12 protein-coding genes are annotated in these 15,715 nt (G+C 69.1%); all 12 read right to left on the reverse strand.

Going from position 1 to position 15,715, the window contains the following annotated elements; genetic code table 11:
- Positions 1–95: 95 nt before the first annotated feature.
- Complete coding sequence (locus ACFV15_RS17655) at positions 96–1,031, reverse strand: glycoside hydrolase family 25 protein (RefSeq protein WP_378351523.1); 936 nt, start codon at positions 1,029–1,031, stop codon at positions 96–98.
- A gap of 22 nt (positions 1,032–1,053) precedes the next feature.
- Complete coding sequence (locus ACFV15_RS17660; RefSeq protein WP_378351524.1) at positions 1,054–2,439, reverse strand: DUF6519 domain-containing protein; 1,386 nt, start codon at positions 2,437–2,439, stop codon at positions 1,054–1,056.
- 9 nt (positions 2,440–2,448) lie between these two features.
- Positions 2,449–4,578 (reverse strand): hypothetical protein, encoded by a 2,130-nt coding sequence (locus ACFV15_RS17665; protein ID WP_378351525.1) that lies wholly within the window; start codon positions 4,576–4,578, stop codon positions 2,449–2,451.
- A complete protein-coding gene (locus ACFV15_RS17670; protein WP_378351526.1) occupies positions 4,575–8,378 on the reverse strand; it encodes a putative baseplate assembly protein in 3,804 nt (1,267 codons plus the stop codon). The genes ACFV15_RS17665 and ACFV15_RS17670 overlap by 4 nt, the downstream gene beginning before the upstream one ends.
- Positions 8,375–11,449, reverse strand: coding sequence for a putative baseplate assembly protein (locus ACFV15_RS17675; RefSeq protein WP_378351527.1), 3,075 nt, complete (start codon positions 11,447–11,449; stop codon positions 8,375–8,377). The genes ACFV15_RS17670 and ACFV15_RS17675 overlap by 4 nt, the downstream gene beginning before the upstream one ends.
- Positions 11,446–11,868, reverse strand: coding sequence for a GPW/gp25 family protein (locus ACFV15_RS17680; protein WP_378351528.1), 423 nt, complete (start codon positions 11,866–11,868; stop codon positions 11,446–11,448). The genes ACFV15_RS17675 and ACFV15_RS17680 overlap by 4 nt, the downstream gene beginning before the upstream one ends.
- Positions 11,865–12,194: a hypothetical protein gene (locus tag ACFV15_RS17685; RefSeq protein WP_378351529.1), complete on the reverse strand. Its 330-nt coding sequence runs from the start codon at positions 12,192–12,194 to the stop codon at positions 11,865–11,867. The genes ACFV15_RS17680 and ACFV15_RS17685 overlap by 4 nt, the downstream gene beginning before the upstream one ends.
- A 13-nt stretch (positions 12,195–12,207) precedes the next feature.
- Positions 12,208–12,717, reverse strand: coding sequence for a phage baseplate assembly protein V (locus ACFV15_RS17690; RefSeq protein WP_378351530.1), 510 nt, complete (start codon positions 12,715–12,717; stop codon positions 12,208–12,210).
- Between the two features lie 10 nt (positions 12,718–12,727).
- Positions 12,728–13,858 (reverse strand): hypothetical protein, encoded by a 1,131-nt coding sequence (locus ACFV15_RS17695; protein ID WP_378351531.1) that lies wholly within the window; start codon positions 13,856–13,858, stop codon positions 12,728–12,730.
- Positions 13,851–14,204 carry a LysM domain-containing protein gene (locus ACFV15_RS17700; protein ID WP_378351532.1) on the reverse strand — a complete coding sequence of 118 codons (354 nt, stop codon included), beginning with the start codon at positions 14,202–14,204 and terminating at the stop codon, positions 13,851–13,853. The genes ACFV15_RS17695 and ACFV15_RS17700 overlap by 8 nt, the downstream gene beginning before the upstream one ends.
- 313 nt (positions 14,205–14,517) lie before the next feature.
- Positions 14,518–15,156, reverse strand: coding sequence for a hypothetical protein (locus ACFV15_RS17705; RefSeq protein ID WP_378351533.1), 639 nt, complete (start codon positions 15,154–15,156; stop codon positions 14,518–14,520).
- Positions 15,153–15,677 (reverse strand): hypothetical protein, encoded by a 525-nt coding sequence (locus tag ACFV15_RS17710; protein WP_378351534.1) that lies wholly within the window; start codon positions 15,675–15,677, stop codon positions 15,153–15,155. The genes ACFV15_RS17705 and ACFV15_RS17710 overlap by 4 nt, the downstream gene beginning before the upstream one ends.
- Positions 15,678–15,715 lie beyond the last annotated feature (38 nt).

Genomic DNA, 15,715 nt, shown 5'->3' on the forward strand with positions numbered 1-15,715 from the left:
GCGGGGGTGTTGTGGTGGGTGGTTTTTTTTTTTTAAGAGACCGTGGTGTGTTCCCCCACGGTTTCGCCCCCCCGCAAACACCCACGACCCGGAAATCAGCGCTTGCCGTAGATGACCACGGACCCCGACGGTCCCGCGCATTCGTATTCCCAGGAGATCGACTCGCAGCCGTCCGGCACCTGCCAGACCGAGCGCGTGTCGGCCGGGATGCTGTCGAAGTGCATGGGTTCCTGCACTCCGTTGAAGAACACATGGACGTCCTGCATGTCGTGATAGCCGGCGGACACCGCGAACCAGACGTCGCCGACCACGGCGGAGATGCCGCGGGTCTCGATCGTGCGGTGGTGGTACTGGCGCTCCTCGCTGCCCGGGTATTCGTGATCTAGCGGGCCTGCCATGTCGTCATCCCCTTCGGACGGTGTGGTCAGCAGATGGTTGTCGGTGTAGGACTCGTTGAGGTCGACCCCGCTCCTGGCGGTGATTCCCGGGATCTGCCCCGACTCGGAGTACTGATGGATGTCGTAACGGCCCGCGTCGGCGTGTGGCCTGTTGCCGCTGTACCTGGCGATCCAGATCACCAGGTCGTCGATGCCCCACAGGTCTGGGCGCAGCTGCCGCGCGAGGCCACTGTTCATGTAGATGCCGGGCCGGAAGCCCAGCTCACGCACCCGGTTGCAGAACCGGATGCCGAAAGGTTTCTTCTGCGCCAACGGGATCTTCGGCGCTCCCGGCTTCGACTGGTCCTCCATGTCGAGCATCGGGACCACCTCGGTCGCGCCCAGGCGCCTGACCTCGGCGATGAAGATCTCGGCCTGCCGCTCGGGACCGGGCGTCGGCTCGACGAAGTGATACCCGCCGACCGCGATGCCGACCGATTTCGCGCCGGCGACCTCCGCGTCGCCGGGGCCCTTCGGCGCGACACCGCCGCCGTCGGTGAGTTTGACCCAGCAATAGGTGACCCCGTGGGCTTTGACCTTGTGCCAGTCGGTGACCTTTTGGTTGGCTCGATAGATATCGATGCCCAAGGCCATGATGCGTCCCCCTTTCGTGCGGTCACGGCCTGGGTTCGGCCGCGGGTTTGAACTCCAGCCGCAGGTCGTCGACGGCCTCGCCGCCATGCACCCACGCCAGCGGCGCGTAGTGGTGCCGGAGACCTCGCGGCTTTTGCAGCAACGGGCGCCCGCGCGCGTCACGCGGCCATTCCACGTCGCCGTTCAGGGTGCGGGCGGCGATCAGCCAGTAGTCGCCCGCGTGATAGGTGCCGCCGGTGAACCAGGCCTGCACCCCGTCCTCCAGGTCGAGCCACTGGCCCGAAACCAGCGAAACCGCGCCCTGGTCGAGTGGCTGCGCGCCGCGGCCGGTGGGTGCCCGGTGGTCCCAGCGGCGCAGGAACGGGTGCCGGGTCGCGAGCCGGCCGACCGAGGGATGGGGCTCGCCGCTCAACTCGACCCGGAGCCGCTCGGTGTCGATGTCGACGACCTGCAACAGCGGCAATGTGACGCCACGTGCGTCGTACGCGTCGTCGACGACCTCGACCCAGTCGCCGATGTCGAGATCGAGCTTGGCATCGCGGCCGAGGTCGGTCAGTGTCACGATCGACTTTTCGACGGCGGAGATGCCGAACGTCACGGACGCGTTCTCGCGTGACCACTTGAAGGTCGGCTTCTCGCCGCCGCGATGCACCTCGACCCGGTACAGCTGGTTCTCCGGGCCCCGATACCGCGAGTCCGGCGGGGTGACGCACGGATTGTCGTCGGTCTTCGCGGGCTTCTCGGTGCGAGCGGCCATCTTCCCGGTCGACACCGAGCCGCGCGCCCACTCGTCGAACGCCGTGCGCAGCCGATCCTTCGTCGGCCGGTCGCCGACGGTGAGCCCGGTCAGCGGCAGCACCTGCCAGGTCACCTTGAGCCGCGCGGACGTGTCGGGCAGTGTCGTGCCCAGCGCGGTCTCGCGGATCTCGGGGTCCTGCAGGTAGGTCACCAGCCGCTCGGTCACCTTGAGATAGGCGAGGAACGGCAGGTCGGGCAGGTGATCGAGGTCCTTCTCCCGCTCCGGATCGCGGTAGGCGTCCGGCTGGGTCCAGTACGTCCAGCCCCCGGCCGCGGCGGCGGTGCCGGGCTCGTCCTCGTCCTCGACGGGCACGCCGACCGGCGGGACGGCCGCGTCGACGCCGATGCCGTCCACGTAGTACCGGCCAGCGGTGATCGTCAGATCGGCCGGGTCTTTCCCCTTGGGCACATAGCCGATCCCGAACCCGAGCGCACCGAGCGGGCCGCCGTGGCGGCCGATCAGGTCGGCGGCCAGCGTGCGAGTGGTGTGCAGGGCGATCAGCGACTGCTCGTTGTCCTCCGAGTCCAGCCGGACCCGGCCCTGCTGCGTGACGACCGCCGAGAATCGCTTCTCCGGCCGGAAGATCAGGCGCGAAAGGTCGGCCTGCATGGCAACTCCTCAAGACTCGTAGACGATGCCGGCGTCCAAGCCGGCGGGCAGGAATTCCTCCAGGCGCGCCAGCAGGTTGTCTTCCCGCTGGGGCTGGAACAGGTCGTGGAACGCGCCGAGTTCGGAACCGTCCTCGGCGCCGCGCGCGATCTCGGCCGGGCAGTGCGCGGCCAGCTGGACATACCCCGGCGTGCCGTAGCGGACGCTGGTGAACCGGGGCCGCACCCGGCGTTCCTCGGCGGGCCCGGCCAGATCCGGCTGGCAGTGGTACCGCCGCGGCGTGCGGGAACCTGGCGGCACATAACAGAATCGCAGGCAGCCGATGCCGCGCCGGGCGACGTGCACGCGTCCGTCGAAGATGCTGTTTTCGCCGAGTGAGATCGCGTGGGTGTGCACCTCGCCGAGCACCGTGCTGCGGCGGATCGACAGTATCGCGTGCGCGTGGCGGCATTCCGGCGCGGACAGCGCCTCGAACTCCCGGTCGGTGGCGTCGAGGACGCTGTCCGCGAGGTGGATGCGCAGCGGGTCGGTCCGTACCTCGTCGTCGACCACCAGGATGGTGCCGAGGATGGAACGCTCGATCTGCACGCACGCCGTGGTGCACTCGAGGATGAGGCTCGGCTCCTCCGGTTGCGCCGGATGGCATTCCGGCTCGAGTGTCCACCCGGGAACGAGCGTGCAATGCCGCAGCACGAACTCACCCATCGGTCCGCTGACGTGCACGCCGCGGCCGGTGATCAGCAGTCCGTCCATGATCAGCCGTGGCGCGCGTGTCCCGCACTGGTCCTCTTCGGACCCGGCGTTCGCTTCGACGATCAGCGCGTCCGGCCGGTTGCTGTACCAGTCGAGCAGGCGGATGACCGGGCGGACGCCGTCGGCCGCTCGCACCTCCAGCCGGTCGCCCTGGTCGAGTACGAAGGCGATCTGCTCCTGGTAGGCGCCACTGTCGGTGATCTCGATGATCGCGTTCGACTTCGACAGGTCCCCGGCACGCTCTTCGCGCCAGCGCTGGTAGGCCTCCATGATCTTGCTGTCCGGCTGACCGGGCCCGACCCGGTAGACCGAGGCGTCCGGTGGCCGCGTCAGCTCACGCGGGTACTCGCCGCCGCCCAGGTCGTCGCTGAACGCGTAGTGGTAGGTCACCCACACGCCGCGTTTCGGCGCCGACCGCGCCCCGAACGCGATCCGCCCGAGCACCGGATCGACCGCGACCTGCTTGCGCTGCGGCCGGTAGGCCCAGCCGGACAGGTCGGCGACCACGAGGTCCGTGAGCGGCACCGGATGGTGGTCACCGTCGCGCCAGATCTGGAAACTCTTGCCAGGTCCGTAAAAATCGGCGAGCCGCTCGGCCAGCGCGCGCCTGCGGATGAACGCGGGCACGTTGTCCGCCGTCGCGATGTGCGTCGGCGACGGCTCGGGCACCGGCTTCGTGACCAGCGGCGTGTCGTTGCCGAGAATGGAGAAGGTGAACAGGTTGCGGGCCCGGTCGATGCAGTACGCGGGCGCGTTGGTGATCGAATACGGCTTCAGCCGCCAGACGAACAGCCCGACCGCGGGCGGCGAATAGCGGCTTTGCCCGCGTCCGGAGCTGATCCGCCTGGCAGCGGCCCCATGCGCGAAGCCGTCGAACGGCGTGCCGAGCTCGTCCAGGTCAGCGCCACGACGGACGTCCACAGTGGACGCCTGAGTGGCACGCGGGGCGAGCCGCACGGATTGGTAGGCGTCGAGCAGTGGCTGGAATTCGACCGCCCGCGCTGGCCAGCCCGCGACCGTCCACGCGATGTTTTCCAGCAGTGGCAAGGTTCCCTTGCGCCGTCTGCTGGACACAGTCGCCGCCACGTCCGCGCGTGGTGCCAGCCTGGCGGCGAGCGAAGCGGCGCCGGGGCCACCTCTGGCGACGGCCTCCTCGTAGCCACGCAGCGTCCGGTAGCCGACCAGGTCTCCGAGGTAGGGCACCGCCCACGGCGCGCAGGTCTCGATGAACCAGTCGTCGTACAGCTGCTCGATATCGGATTCGACCAGGTCGAGCTGCTCGGCCATGACGGCGAGCAACGCGCGCAATGGCTCGCCCGCCTCGGCATCGCGCCTGCGGTGGAACTGCGGCAGCAGCTCGTAGAGGCCGTCGGGTCGGCGGCTCATGACCGCACCTCCTTGAGTATCACCGTGTCGGGCACCGCGGCGGAGACCACCGCGAGCTGGGCTGGCCGCACGCCACGGAACACGATCACCTTCCGGCCGCGGGGCAGCGGCGTGACCTCGGTGATGTCCGGGTTGAGCCTGCCCAGTTCGGCGACCGTGATGCCGTGCTTGGCCGCGATCGCGGTCAGTGTCTCGGTCGGCTCGTCCGGCGGCGGGTCGACCTTGTACTCGGTCTCGTCGAACACCGCGAGCCTGGCGGGGACGACCGTGCGTGGCTCGTCGAGCGTCTCCAGCAGGCGGTCGAGGCCGACCGGGGTGATCCCGCCCGGCACTCCCGCGAACACGTCGACGTCCACATAGTCGACGCCCGGCACCGCCTGCGCGGTGGCCAGCACCTCCGACAGGTACGCGGGCCGGCCTAGCTCACGGCTGCGGAAGCCGAGCCGCCTGCCCAGCGCCGCACGGACGGCGGGCTCGACGGTCTCCCAGTCATGGTCGGGATGCACCCGGATGTTCGCCGAGATCACCAGCAGGACGGTCTCGCGGACGGCCACCTCGGTGGGGGTCGACGGATCGCCGTGCTCGGCCAAGGCCGTGCGCAGGGTGGTGACGATGTCGGAGTCTTCCTGCAACGCGATGTCGTCGGCGCCGGCGACCGTCACGTGCACGATCTGCCTGGTGCCGTTGAACAGGCGCCGGGCGCTCGCCCGGCCGACCCCGGCACGCGCCTTCGCGAAGTCCTCGAAGTCCGGCACGGACACGAGCCGCTCGAACGCGGTCACCCGCAATGGGATGTTGCGCCGCAGCAGGCTCGCGTCGTCGCGGTCCGCGCCGCCGGTCGCGGGCAGCGGATTGTCCACTCCGGACACCCCGAGCGGCCGGGTGGTCAGCTGGGTGATCCGCCCGGTGGCGACGTTGCCCGCCTTGCCGAGCCCGACGCGGTAGCGGGCACGGACGTTCTCCACCCCGGCGGGCAGCCGCGCGCCGTGCCTGCCGTCGCCGAAGGTGACCCGCACCGCGCCGTGCTCGGCGGTTTCGGTGACATAGACCTGTTCCTCGGGCCCGCGCCCGGCGAAACTGTCCACCTCGTGCCACCGGACACCGTCGACGCGGACCTCCAGCGTGCTGGTCGCGCCGAGCGGGTCATCCGAGGCCAGCCAGGTCAGCGGGCCTTGCCGGAGCAGGAAGGACTGGCTCGGCTTGCTCGCGTCGCCGCTGCCGATCGGCTCGTCGCGGCCCGCGCCGTGCGTGGCGCGCACGACGTTGGCGTAGACGTGCACGGTCTCCCGCTTGTACCGGTACGCCAGGCCGCCGACCAAGCTGATCCTGGTGTGCACCAGCTCGCCGGGCCTGGTCGGTTCGATGACCTGCTTGACCCCGGCGAGCATGGCCAGCTCGGTGCCCTTGACCCCGGCGGGGCTGCCGGGGAGATCGGTCCGCTCGCCGGTGACGATCACCCAGCGGCCGGGCGTGAGCCCGTCGTACAGCTCGGCGAGGTCGATCTCCTTGCCCTGCACGTCGTCGGTGATCGGCTCGTCGGCCAGCGCGAGCCGGTCGCCACGCAGGTAGATCGAGGTGTCGCGGATCTCGGTCAGCCGGGTGTCGCTGTCGTCGAGCCAAGGCCGGTCGAGCGCGAGTTCGGTGACCTTGCCGCTGATCCCGAACGCCTGCTTCGCGATGACCCGGACGCCGGCGACCCTGGCGGTGACCAGCTGAAGCGGCTTGGCGAGCTTCGTCGGACGTTCGATCACCACCCAGCTGCCGACGCCGATACCCTCGTAGACGGCGTCCAGGGTGAGCACGTTCGCCGGGAACCGGGTCTTGGTGTCGAAGACGATCTCGACGAACGGCGATCCCTCCGAGGTCGTGGAACGGCGCGCCGTGACGCGGATCTGCCGTTTGGTCTTCGGTTCGAACAGGTCCTTCTGGCCCTTGTCCTCGGCAGCGAAGTCGAACTTCGCGGTGCCGGTGAAGACACCTGTCGCGGTCACCGTGACCTTCTTGGTCGTCTTGTCCTCTTTGGACACGACGATCTTGTGACCGGGAATCCCGCCACCGAACGCGAAGGTGACCTCGCCGGTGTCCTCGTCGATGGTGTACTCGACCTCGCCGGGCCCGATGGCAAGACTGCCGTCTTCGGTCAGCGTGCGGATCTCACCGGGCCAGGTGTTCGCGCCCAGCAGGAAGCGCACCGACGCCGACTTCGGCGTGTCCTTGGGACCCGGTGGTTCCACGGGATCGTCGGGATCGGGTGGTGGCTTGGGTTTCTCGTCGTAGGTCACCGTCAGGGTCAGTCTTTGCTGGCCTTCGAGTTCCCAGTCCTTCGGCGGGATGAGCTTGCCGTCCTCAGTGGTCTGCAAGGGAGCCGTGGCGCCGAACGGGGTGGCGACCTGCCGCATGGCCTGCAGTTCCTGCAACGCGAGCGGCGCCGTGAGGTCGACCTGCCGCCAAGCGGTGTAGAGGCCTTCGCCGACGCGCGGGTCGAGCGCGGTCAGCAGCTGCGCGCCGAGATCCGAGCCGGGCCCGTACAGCTGGGCCAGATCACGCTTGAGCTGGCGCGAACTGGCCGGTGGGCGGGTCGGGGTGGTGCGCAACGCGCCGAGCAGCGCCCCGAGGCCGAGCACAGCCGGGCTCGTCGGATTCGGCTTGTCGAGCGCGAGAGCGGTGAACAGCGATTCGGACGCGTCGTCCGGCTGATCCGGCTCCAGCTTCCGGACGCCTTTCTCGCAGGCTTCCAAGTCCTTCTGGAGCGCCACGAGCCATTCGTTGATGTGCGCGTAGTGCGCGGTGAGCTCGATCTCTTCGGCCAGCCGCTCCAGCACCTTGGCCAGCGCACGCAGGTACTTCGTCGGGCTGGTGAGCTTGCCAGGGTCCTCCGGGATCGGTGGAGTGGCTTCCTTGTCACCGTTCTTGCCCGCGATGGCGCGCAAGGGTTTCAGCACGCCGAGCACGAACTTCTTCAGTATCGAACTGCGCCGGACGACGGGTTCCGGGTCGTCGATGATCGGGTCGAGCAGGTCACGCAGCTGCTTGCGCAGGTTCGCGAGGTCGGGGAGCGGCTCCGGCTGCCGGAGCACGGTCGTGACGTTCTTCTCGCGGTCGAGCACGACCTCCGAGACGACGTCGAGCACCTGCCTGCCCGGCTCGGTGCCGAACACGTACAGCAGCCGGTCACCGGGCTTGATGTTGTTGGAGACCCCGGCCAGCTGGACGTTCTGCCGCTTCTCCATCCCGGTCTTCGTGAGCTGGAACGGTTGCCGCTGCCGCACCTTCAGGTCGTTCCACGACCAGCGCGCGGCGAGCTCGTCCATGCTCTCGAAGGACTGCGGCTCCTCGCCGGGGCCGGGCACGCTCTGCGCGCGGGCGCCCTTTGGGATGGTCGAGCGCAGGTCATGGCCTGGCCGCGGGTCGGCGTCGAGGGTGTACGCCAGGTACGTGCCCGCCGAAACGCCGGGCCTGGGCTGATAGCCGACCAGGCGGCCGAGCAGCGCGAGCGAGCGTTCCTCGGTCGCCGTGCGCAGGTAGCCCTCGGACGCGATCCGTTCCAGGTGGAACGTGAGCAGATCCGCCAGCGACGCTGCCGAGTCGAGCAGTCCGATGGCCGGGTCGTCCGTGGTGCGCACGGTGAGCCCGCTCAACGCCGGATATGCCGGGCTGGACAGCCTGGCCAGCATGGTCGCGAAGAACTCGCCATGCGTGCCGACCCGGCGCGCGAGCGCGTCGAGGCCGGGTGGGTTCACCACCGTCAATGGGGTCTCCACCGCGATGCCTGCGCAGGTTTCGCAGCCGCAGCCGTTCATCGTCCACCTCCCACCACGAACGAAAGCTTGCCGTTCTCTGGACTGTCGAGTGCGTTGTCGAGCTGGGCGATCTCCAGCGGGCCGAGCCGTAGCAGCCCGGCTTCGAGCTCGCCGAGGTCCTGGCCGAACAGGCGGCGCAGCCTGGTCACCCGCACAGTGGCCACCCCCGGCACCGCCGCCGCGACGGCGACGATCTTGCTGGTGCGGACGGGGTCGCCGAAGGTGACCTTGTCGGGATGGAAGAGTCCACGCTTTCTGTTGCCCAGCAAGGTCTTCAGCGCGGCCAGCACGTGCTCGCGCTGGTAACCGGGCGCCAGGCAGACGGTCAGCTCGATGTCGAGTGGCACCAGGATCGCCGGGCCGACGGCGACCTCGTGGCCGATCCGGCGGACCCTGCTCAGCGCGAGCGAGACCGTGCCGAGCAGAGCGGCGTCCGGAGTGCCCTGGCCGAGTGGGTCGATCGCGACGTGGATCTGCGTGCCCGCGCCCGTCCAGCGTGCTTCGGCCGCGGCGCGTTGCACGCCGGGGACTTTCGCGGCGAGCGTCGCGTAGTCGGCGGGGGTGACCGCGCGGAGCAGTTCGCGGCGCAGGCCGAGCGGTGCGAGCCGGCGGACCTCGTCGAGTGACTCGGGTTCGGTGCCGCCCACGGCGGACAGCGGGTTGCGGACCTTGGTGACCCCACCGGTCATCGCGCCGCAGCACAGCACGACGTGGTTGATCGCCTCGGCGCCGACATTGCCTGCCGTGCCGTTGCCGACGCGGTACAGGGCTTTGAGTGTTTCGCCTGGTGGCGGCCTCATCCCGTGCTCGCCGTCGCCGAACCGCAGCACGATCTGGCCGGTGCCCTCTTCGGCTTCGCCGACGAAATGCCGGTCGCGCGGGCCGCTGCCGAGCAGGTCGCGCCTCGGTGTCCACAGTGGATCTCCGAGCGTGACGGCCGGGAGCGCGTCGCGTGGGTCGGTGCGCAGCGCGGCCTTCGCGGAGCCTGCCAGCGCCGGGTGCTCGGGGTTCAGGCCGATCGCGGACGGCTCGCCCCAGCTCTGGGTGAGTTCCCAGGCGATGCCGGAATCGAGGACGCCACCGTCGAGCGCGCGAGCGCGCAGGGTGGCGAGCCTCCGTATCTTGGCGGCGAGCAACTCGTCGAACTGCGCCTGAAGCTCACGCAACGCTTGCAGCGGCCGATGTTCGAGCCGGAGCTTGCTGAGCACCTTCGCACCGAACAGCACAGTCAGCTCGGCGATCTGGTCCCTGGTCAGCTTGTGTCCACCGTGGACCTGCCGCCAGAGCTGCGCGAGGCGGGCACGTACCCGGCCGGGGATAGCCGCCAGCAGCCGGGCCTGGCTCGCCGCGATCACCGCGGGCGCGGGATAGGCGACCTGCTGGGTGACAGGGGAGAACCGCAGCTTCGGCCGGAAGCGGCGGCGTGCGGGCGGATACGTGACCTGGGCCAGCAGCGTGCGGAGCGCGGCGTGCTGGTCCTCGGTCGTGTCGGGCAGCACGTACTCCCTGTCCTGCTGGGTGTCCAGCGCGATGACGATGCCCGCGCGGCCGGTCGCGCCTGGTTCGAGCAGGTCGTCGAGCGTGCGGACATCCTCAGGCTGGAGCGGTTCGCGGCGCTCGGCGGCCGCGATCAGCGAGGTGATCAGGTCAGCGGCCGGGCCGGTGACCGCGTCCGTGACGCAGCCGAACTCGGGGGGCTCGCAGCTGGGCGGGTCGACCGGCGCGGGCGGCACCACGAGCTCTTCCGGCGCTCCGCCGCACGCGGTCAGGCTGCGGCCGTGATCGGCCAGCACGACATTGCCGCGCGCGACGCTGATGTCCGTGATGACGCAGCAGTCCTGGCCGCCGCGTGCCGAGAGGCAGACGCTGAAGCCGAGTGCGTCCTCCTGCGCCCAGGTCACCTCGAGAAACGGCTGGTCGTAGAGCTTGTCGACACCAGGGGTGACCGTCAGCAGCCGGACCGCCTGGCGTTTGGCGGGGTCGGCGTCGGCGGCCGCGCCGGTGCTCGGCCCCTTGACCTCTTCGATGATCAGCACGTCGCCGGGGTCGAGATCCAGCTCGTCGTCGGCCAAGGTCGCCGAGGTGGCGCCCATGGGCAGTGAGCATTCCTCGTCGCCCCAGGTCCAGAAGCGGATCAGGTTGTGTGCCGGGCGCAGGGTGAGGTCGTCGGCAGGCAAGGGCTCGAAGATCTCGAAGACGACACCGGCGGGCAGCCGTTCGAGGTCCTCGTCGGAGATGACCGTGCCGAGTTCGGGCCACTGCAACGGATCGAGGTCGCTCAGGTCGACCGCGACGAACCGGAAGTCGTCCTTGCCCAGTGTCAGCACCTCGTCGACTTCGAGGCTGACGAAGGTGCGCGCGTTGCTGCCGTCGTGCATCGGATAGTCGACCAGGCGGGCGTGCCTGCGTACGGAGACCCGGCGGCGGGCGGTGTCCAAATAGGCCTCTGTGGCAACCGCGTCCTGGTAGTAGCTGAACTGATCGCCGGTGTAGGCGAGCAGCTCGGCGACGGTGACGCCGAGGTCGGGTACGTGGCGTTCGCGCCAGTCCGGAGTGGTCAGCGTGAGCCGGTCGAGCAGGACGCGGCGGATCGACTCGTAGTCGCGCGCTGTGTAGTCGAGCGCGGGCGCGGGATGCCCGGACGGCTCGGGGTCGGTTTCGGCTCGGCAGTCCTGGTCGGTCGGGCAGGCCTGGCGGAAGCTGAAGTCGGCGTGTGCGTATCGCGGGTCGAAACCCTTGTACGGCACCGTTCCCGGGAACCCGTACGAGTCGGGCTTGACGATCGAGAGCCGGTATGTCGAGTGGTCGCCGGTCTTGTCGACGGTGATGTGCGCGCGGTCGTCGAGCGCGGGATCCTCCTGGATCTCCAGCTCGACGTCGACGGCGGTGATCCCGGTGATCCGGCGGCCGCCGTCGATCCGGATGTTCTCCGTGGCGAGGTCGTGCGGCGCCTTGCCGAGGAAGGTGACGGTGAGGACGAGGCCAGCGTCGTCGACCTCGACCCCGTCGATGCCGTTCTGATGCTCGGCGCGGATCTTCGCGCGGCGCCGGTCCGTGCGGCAGAGCGTCATTGGCCGCCGCTCCTTTCGAACGTGTCCGCGCGCCGGGTGCCGGTCGGGCGGACGACATAGCCGAGGTGCACGCGCAGGACGTTGTCCTCGCTGACCACCTCGAGCGCTTCGATGTCGATCACATCGCCCAGCCAGCGCTGCAGACTGGCCTGAATGGACAGTTGCAGCGCGGAGGCGAACTCGGGACTGTTGGGCGCGAACACCAGGTCGAGCAGCCCGCAGCCGAAGTCCGGCCGCATCACCCGTTCGCCGGGGCTGGTGAACAGCAGCTGCTCGATCATGTCGCGCACGTGGTCGTCGTAGCCGGTGTCGGCCGTGCGGCCGCGGCCGTCGGCGCGAAACGGGAACGCGATGTCGGTGCGGTCGGGCAGGGTACGCGGTGAGGGCGGTTCGACCTGGCGAGAGGCTCGGGCGTTCATTGGCCGGCCGCCCGTTGCTGTACGACCGTCACCAGCGGCGGCCCCTGCGGGATCTTCTCGGCGCTCTGACACAGTCCGACCGAGCTTTGCAGGATCGCGGGCTGGCCGTTGACCTGGATCCGCGCGGACGGCGTCACCCACTGGATGGTCACGCAAGGCTGCGGCTTGCCGCCGGGCGCGAAGGCGCAGCCGGCGATCGTGTAGACGTCGGCGAGCGTGGCGACCGGTTGCGTGCCTGCCTGGACGCGTGATTGCGACGGCAGCAGCGTCGCCCGGCCGCCGTGCGGGCACATGACGGTGGCGCCGACGTGAAGCAGGTTTCCCATAGGTGTTTCCCCCTCAGGTAACGGTGAGCGCGCCCTGGTTGACGGTGACGGTCGGCCCGACGAGCGAAATCGAGGCGCCCTGCCCGTTGCTGATGACGATGCCGCTGTCGGAGATGGTGATCATGGCTCCGCCCGCGGCCTTGAGCGTGATGCCGAGTCCCGGTTGATCGGAGAGCACAATGGACTGCTGGCCGGTGGTCTGCAGCAGGATGTTCGGCGTGGCCGGTGGCCCGGTGAACGCCAGCGGCGGCACTTCTGCGCGCGAGCCCCACCAGCACCCGGTCCACAATGGATAGTCCTTGTCACCCTGCTCGAACTCCACCCACACGCCGGCGCCGACCGGCGGCACGACGTACGTGCCCATCTGCGGCCCGGCGACCGGCAGCACCGGCATCGCCCAGCTCGACGGCGTGCTGCCGAACACGTCGGGCACCTGCGCCTGTATCCGCCCGATCCCCATCGGGTCGACGTTGTTCAGCACGGTCCCGCGGTACTTCCCGAGATAGCGATTGGCTTCTGTCATGGGTTTCCTCTCACGGGACGACCGCCGGGGTCAGCGAGATCAGGCCTTCCCTGGCGAGGGTGAAGTTCTGCGTGTAGGCGCCCCGCTGCAGGTTGTGGGTGACACTCTTGACGTAGTAGAGCCCGTCATAGGTGATGCCCGCACCGCGCACGCCGACCAGCTCACGGGCACGCAGCACGTGTCCATATCGGACAACGTCGACCTGCCCTGACCCGGAGATCGCGTCGGCGGACTCGGCGGCCTTGGCGAGCGTCTCGGCCAGCGCCTGCGGAGCGTCCTTTTTGGCCGTGTCCGCGATGACCTTCTTCTTGAGCGCGGGCGCGGGCTTGATCGCCATCCGCGGCCGCAGCACGCTCAGTTCGGGCAACGGCACCGGAGCCGAGATCTTGGTGGCCGGGATCTGCACCATGGCCTGAGGCGCTTCCCGTGCGGTGCCATCGAAACTGAAGGTCATCTGATCCACAGTGGACTGTGCGTCGGAGTTCACGGTCAGCGCGGGCTGCGGCACCCCGAGCCGCACCTCCGGCCCCCAATACCCACGGCTGACACCGGGAACCGGCCCAGGGTCGATGTAGAAGACGTACCCGTTCGCCTTGGCGAGCTCGTTGAGATACTCGAGATCGGTGCCCTTCTGTGACTCGACCCGTTGAGTCGGCAAAGCGGTCTGCGGGAAGATCTCCGGCACGACGACCGGCACGACCCCGTAGGTCGCGTACTGCGAGATGATCACCGCGGCCCGCGCGGCAGGCGACAGCGCGGGATACTGGACGTGCTCCTTCTGCTCCAGGTCCATGAGAACGCTGAGGTCCTCACCGGTCACGGTGAGCGTGGACTGCCCTGGCTGGTTGCTGACGCCGACCTCTTGCCGGATGCAGATCCCGTCCATCAGCACGGTCGGCGTCCCGCGCAGGGTCACCATCAGGATCACCCGGATCTCGGGATCGAAGAATCCCGCCGGGAGCAGGGTCTCGCGGATGAGCCCCTTTTTGGACAGATCGAAGCTGAGCTGGAACCCGCTGCGCTGGCCCGCCGTCACGGTCACCTGCGCGGACAGCAGGGCGTCGGTGACCGGCTGCGGGACCGGCACCGGGATGCGCGGGCCCATCAGCAGGGTCAGGTGCAGCGGCGAGAGCTCAGCCATTGCCGGGAACCCCTTGCGGCAGCGTGATCCTGAGCCGCCCACCCGGCTCGGCGGTCAGCTCACGCGGATCGAGCACCGGGTTGGCGTCGGCGATCCGCCACCACGCCTCGGCGTCCCCGAAGTACCGCTCGGCCAGCAGGTCGGCGCGATCGCCCTCGTTGACGGTGTGCTCGGCCATGGTCACCAGCGCCTTCGGCGACGGCAGCAGCCTGCGCTTGAGGTAGGGCACGGTCCGGCCGTCCGGGGTCACGTGCGTCGACGTCTCGATGCCGTAGTGACGACTGCTCCGCGGATACGGGGTCGTGGTGGGCATCGCGGCGGCCATCGCGTCCATGGGACTGGTCATCGGGCTGGCTCCTGCCTCGTTGCGTACGTGGATGGACGACACGCGTGCCTGGATGGACGACACGCGTACCTGGATGGACGACACGCGTACCTGGATGGACGACACGCGTGCCCGGGGAGTCGACACGCGTGCCCGGGGAGTCGGCACGCGTGCCTGGGCGGTCGGCACGAGGTGCGCGGGCGTGCGACACGCGGTGCCGGCGTGTGGGACACGCCGAGGCTGAGCGCGGCGGTCACCCGTGTCCCACGTCGGGGTGCCTCGTGTCGCGTGTTCGGGTACCTCGTGTCCCGCGTTCGCGTTGTCATGGGCGCTCCTAGCCGATGTCCGGGTTGCCGAGGGTTTCGAGGCGGCCTTTGCCGGCGGGGCCTGCGAATTGCTCCTTTTGCGTGAGGTAGGCGAGGTAGAGGTCGTAGCCTTTGTGGCCGGTCGGGAGGTCGCTGACCGAGAGCACGCGGAAGCCGATCCCGACGGTCGCGCGGTACGGGTTGAGGTCGGCGTCGAAGGCCTCCTCGGTGATGCTCAGCTCGGTCAGCCGCATCGGCATGACCCGCTTGGTCCCCCAGACGAACAAGGTCAGCGGCGTCTCGACCGGGATCACCTCGAGGGTCCCCAGGCTCGCGAGCCGCTGGTTGGTCTTGATCTGCCCGGTGGACGGATGCACGAGCATCTCCAGGGCGGCGAGCTGCGGATGGATCCCGAACTCGGCGGCCACGTCCGGCTGGTCGGACGCGTCGAGCTCGGCGGTGAACTTCCAGGTCTCGATGGCCGGGCCCTTGAGCCGCAGCGCTTCGGTGCGATCGCCCTGCTCGGCGCCAGAGGCTTGGGGCGCGAGGCTGCGTTCGAGCGTGTCGGGATTGAACTGCAGCACGATGACCTTTTGGGACTCGCCCCCGCCGGGGTCGATCACGATCCCGGCGCGGACGGGCTTCGGCAGATCCGTATATCGGGTCATGGCAGTCCCCGTTCCTTGAACCCTCGGAGGACGTCTTTAGCCAGGTCGGCCAGGTCAGCGTCATCCCGTGCTATCGCTTGGATGGCCGGGATGAAGTCAGGGAGGCCGTAGTAAGTGGCCGCCCAGAGGCCAGCCTCCCGTATTTGGCCGTCCGTTGAGCGCAATGCATGCTCGATCAGACCGGCGAAATCGTCATCGCGCTCGGGTGGGGCGCCGAGCGCGGCGCGGAGCAGTGCCGCCTTCTTTTCGTCAAGAGTCGTCGCGTTCCGATGAGCGTCAAGAAGGTCGTCGTAGCTGAGTGGTCGCAACATTTCGGACAAGCTCTCCGCTATGTCAGCGACGTCGTCGACATCGTCTCCGCGCACTTCGAAGAACCGCGCTCCACTGATTCCGTCATCTACGTAGTGCATCGTCAGACCGGCGTCGATGTCCCAGATTACTTCGCGACGATCTCCGGAATCGGAGCGAAAGTCCTTTTCGCCGGCGCGAGTGAAACCCAGCCGTTCGGCGAGCGTGGCCACTTCCCCCGCCGTAACACTCGAAGGGAGGATCATTGACC

It is taken from the genome of Amycolatopsis sp. NPDC059657, assembly GCF_042734395.1.
GTDB lineage: Bacteria > Actinomycetota > Actinomycetes > Mycobacteriales > Pseudonocardiaceae > Amycolatopsis.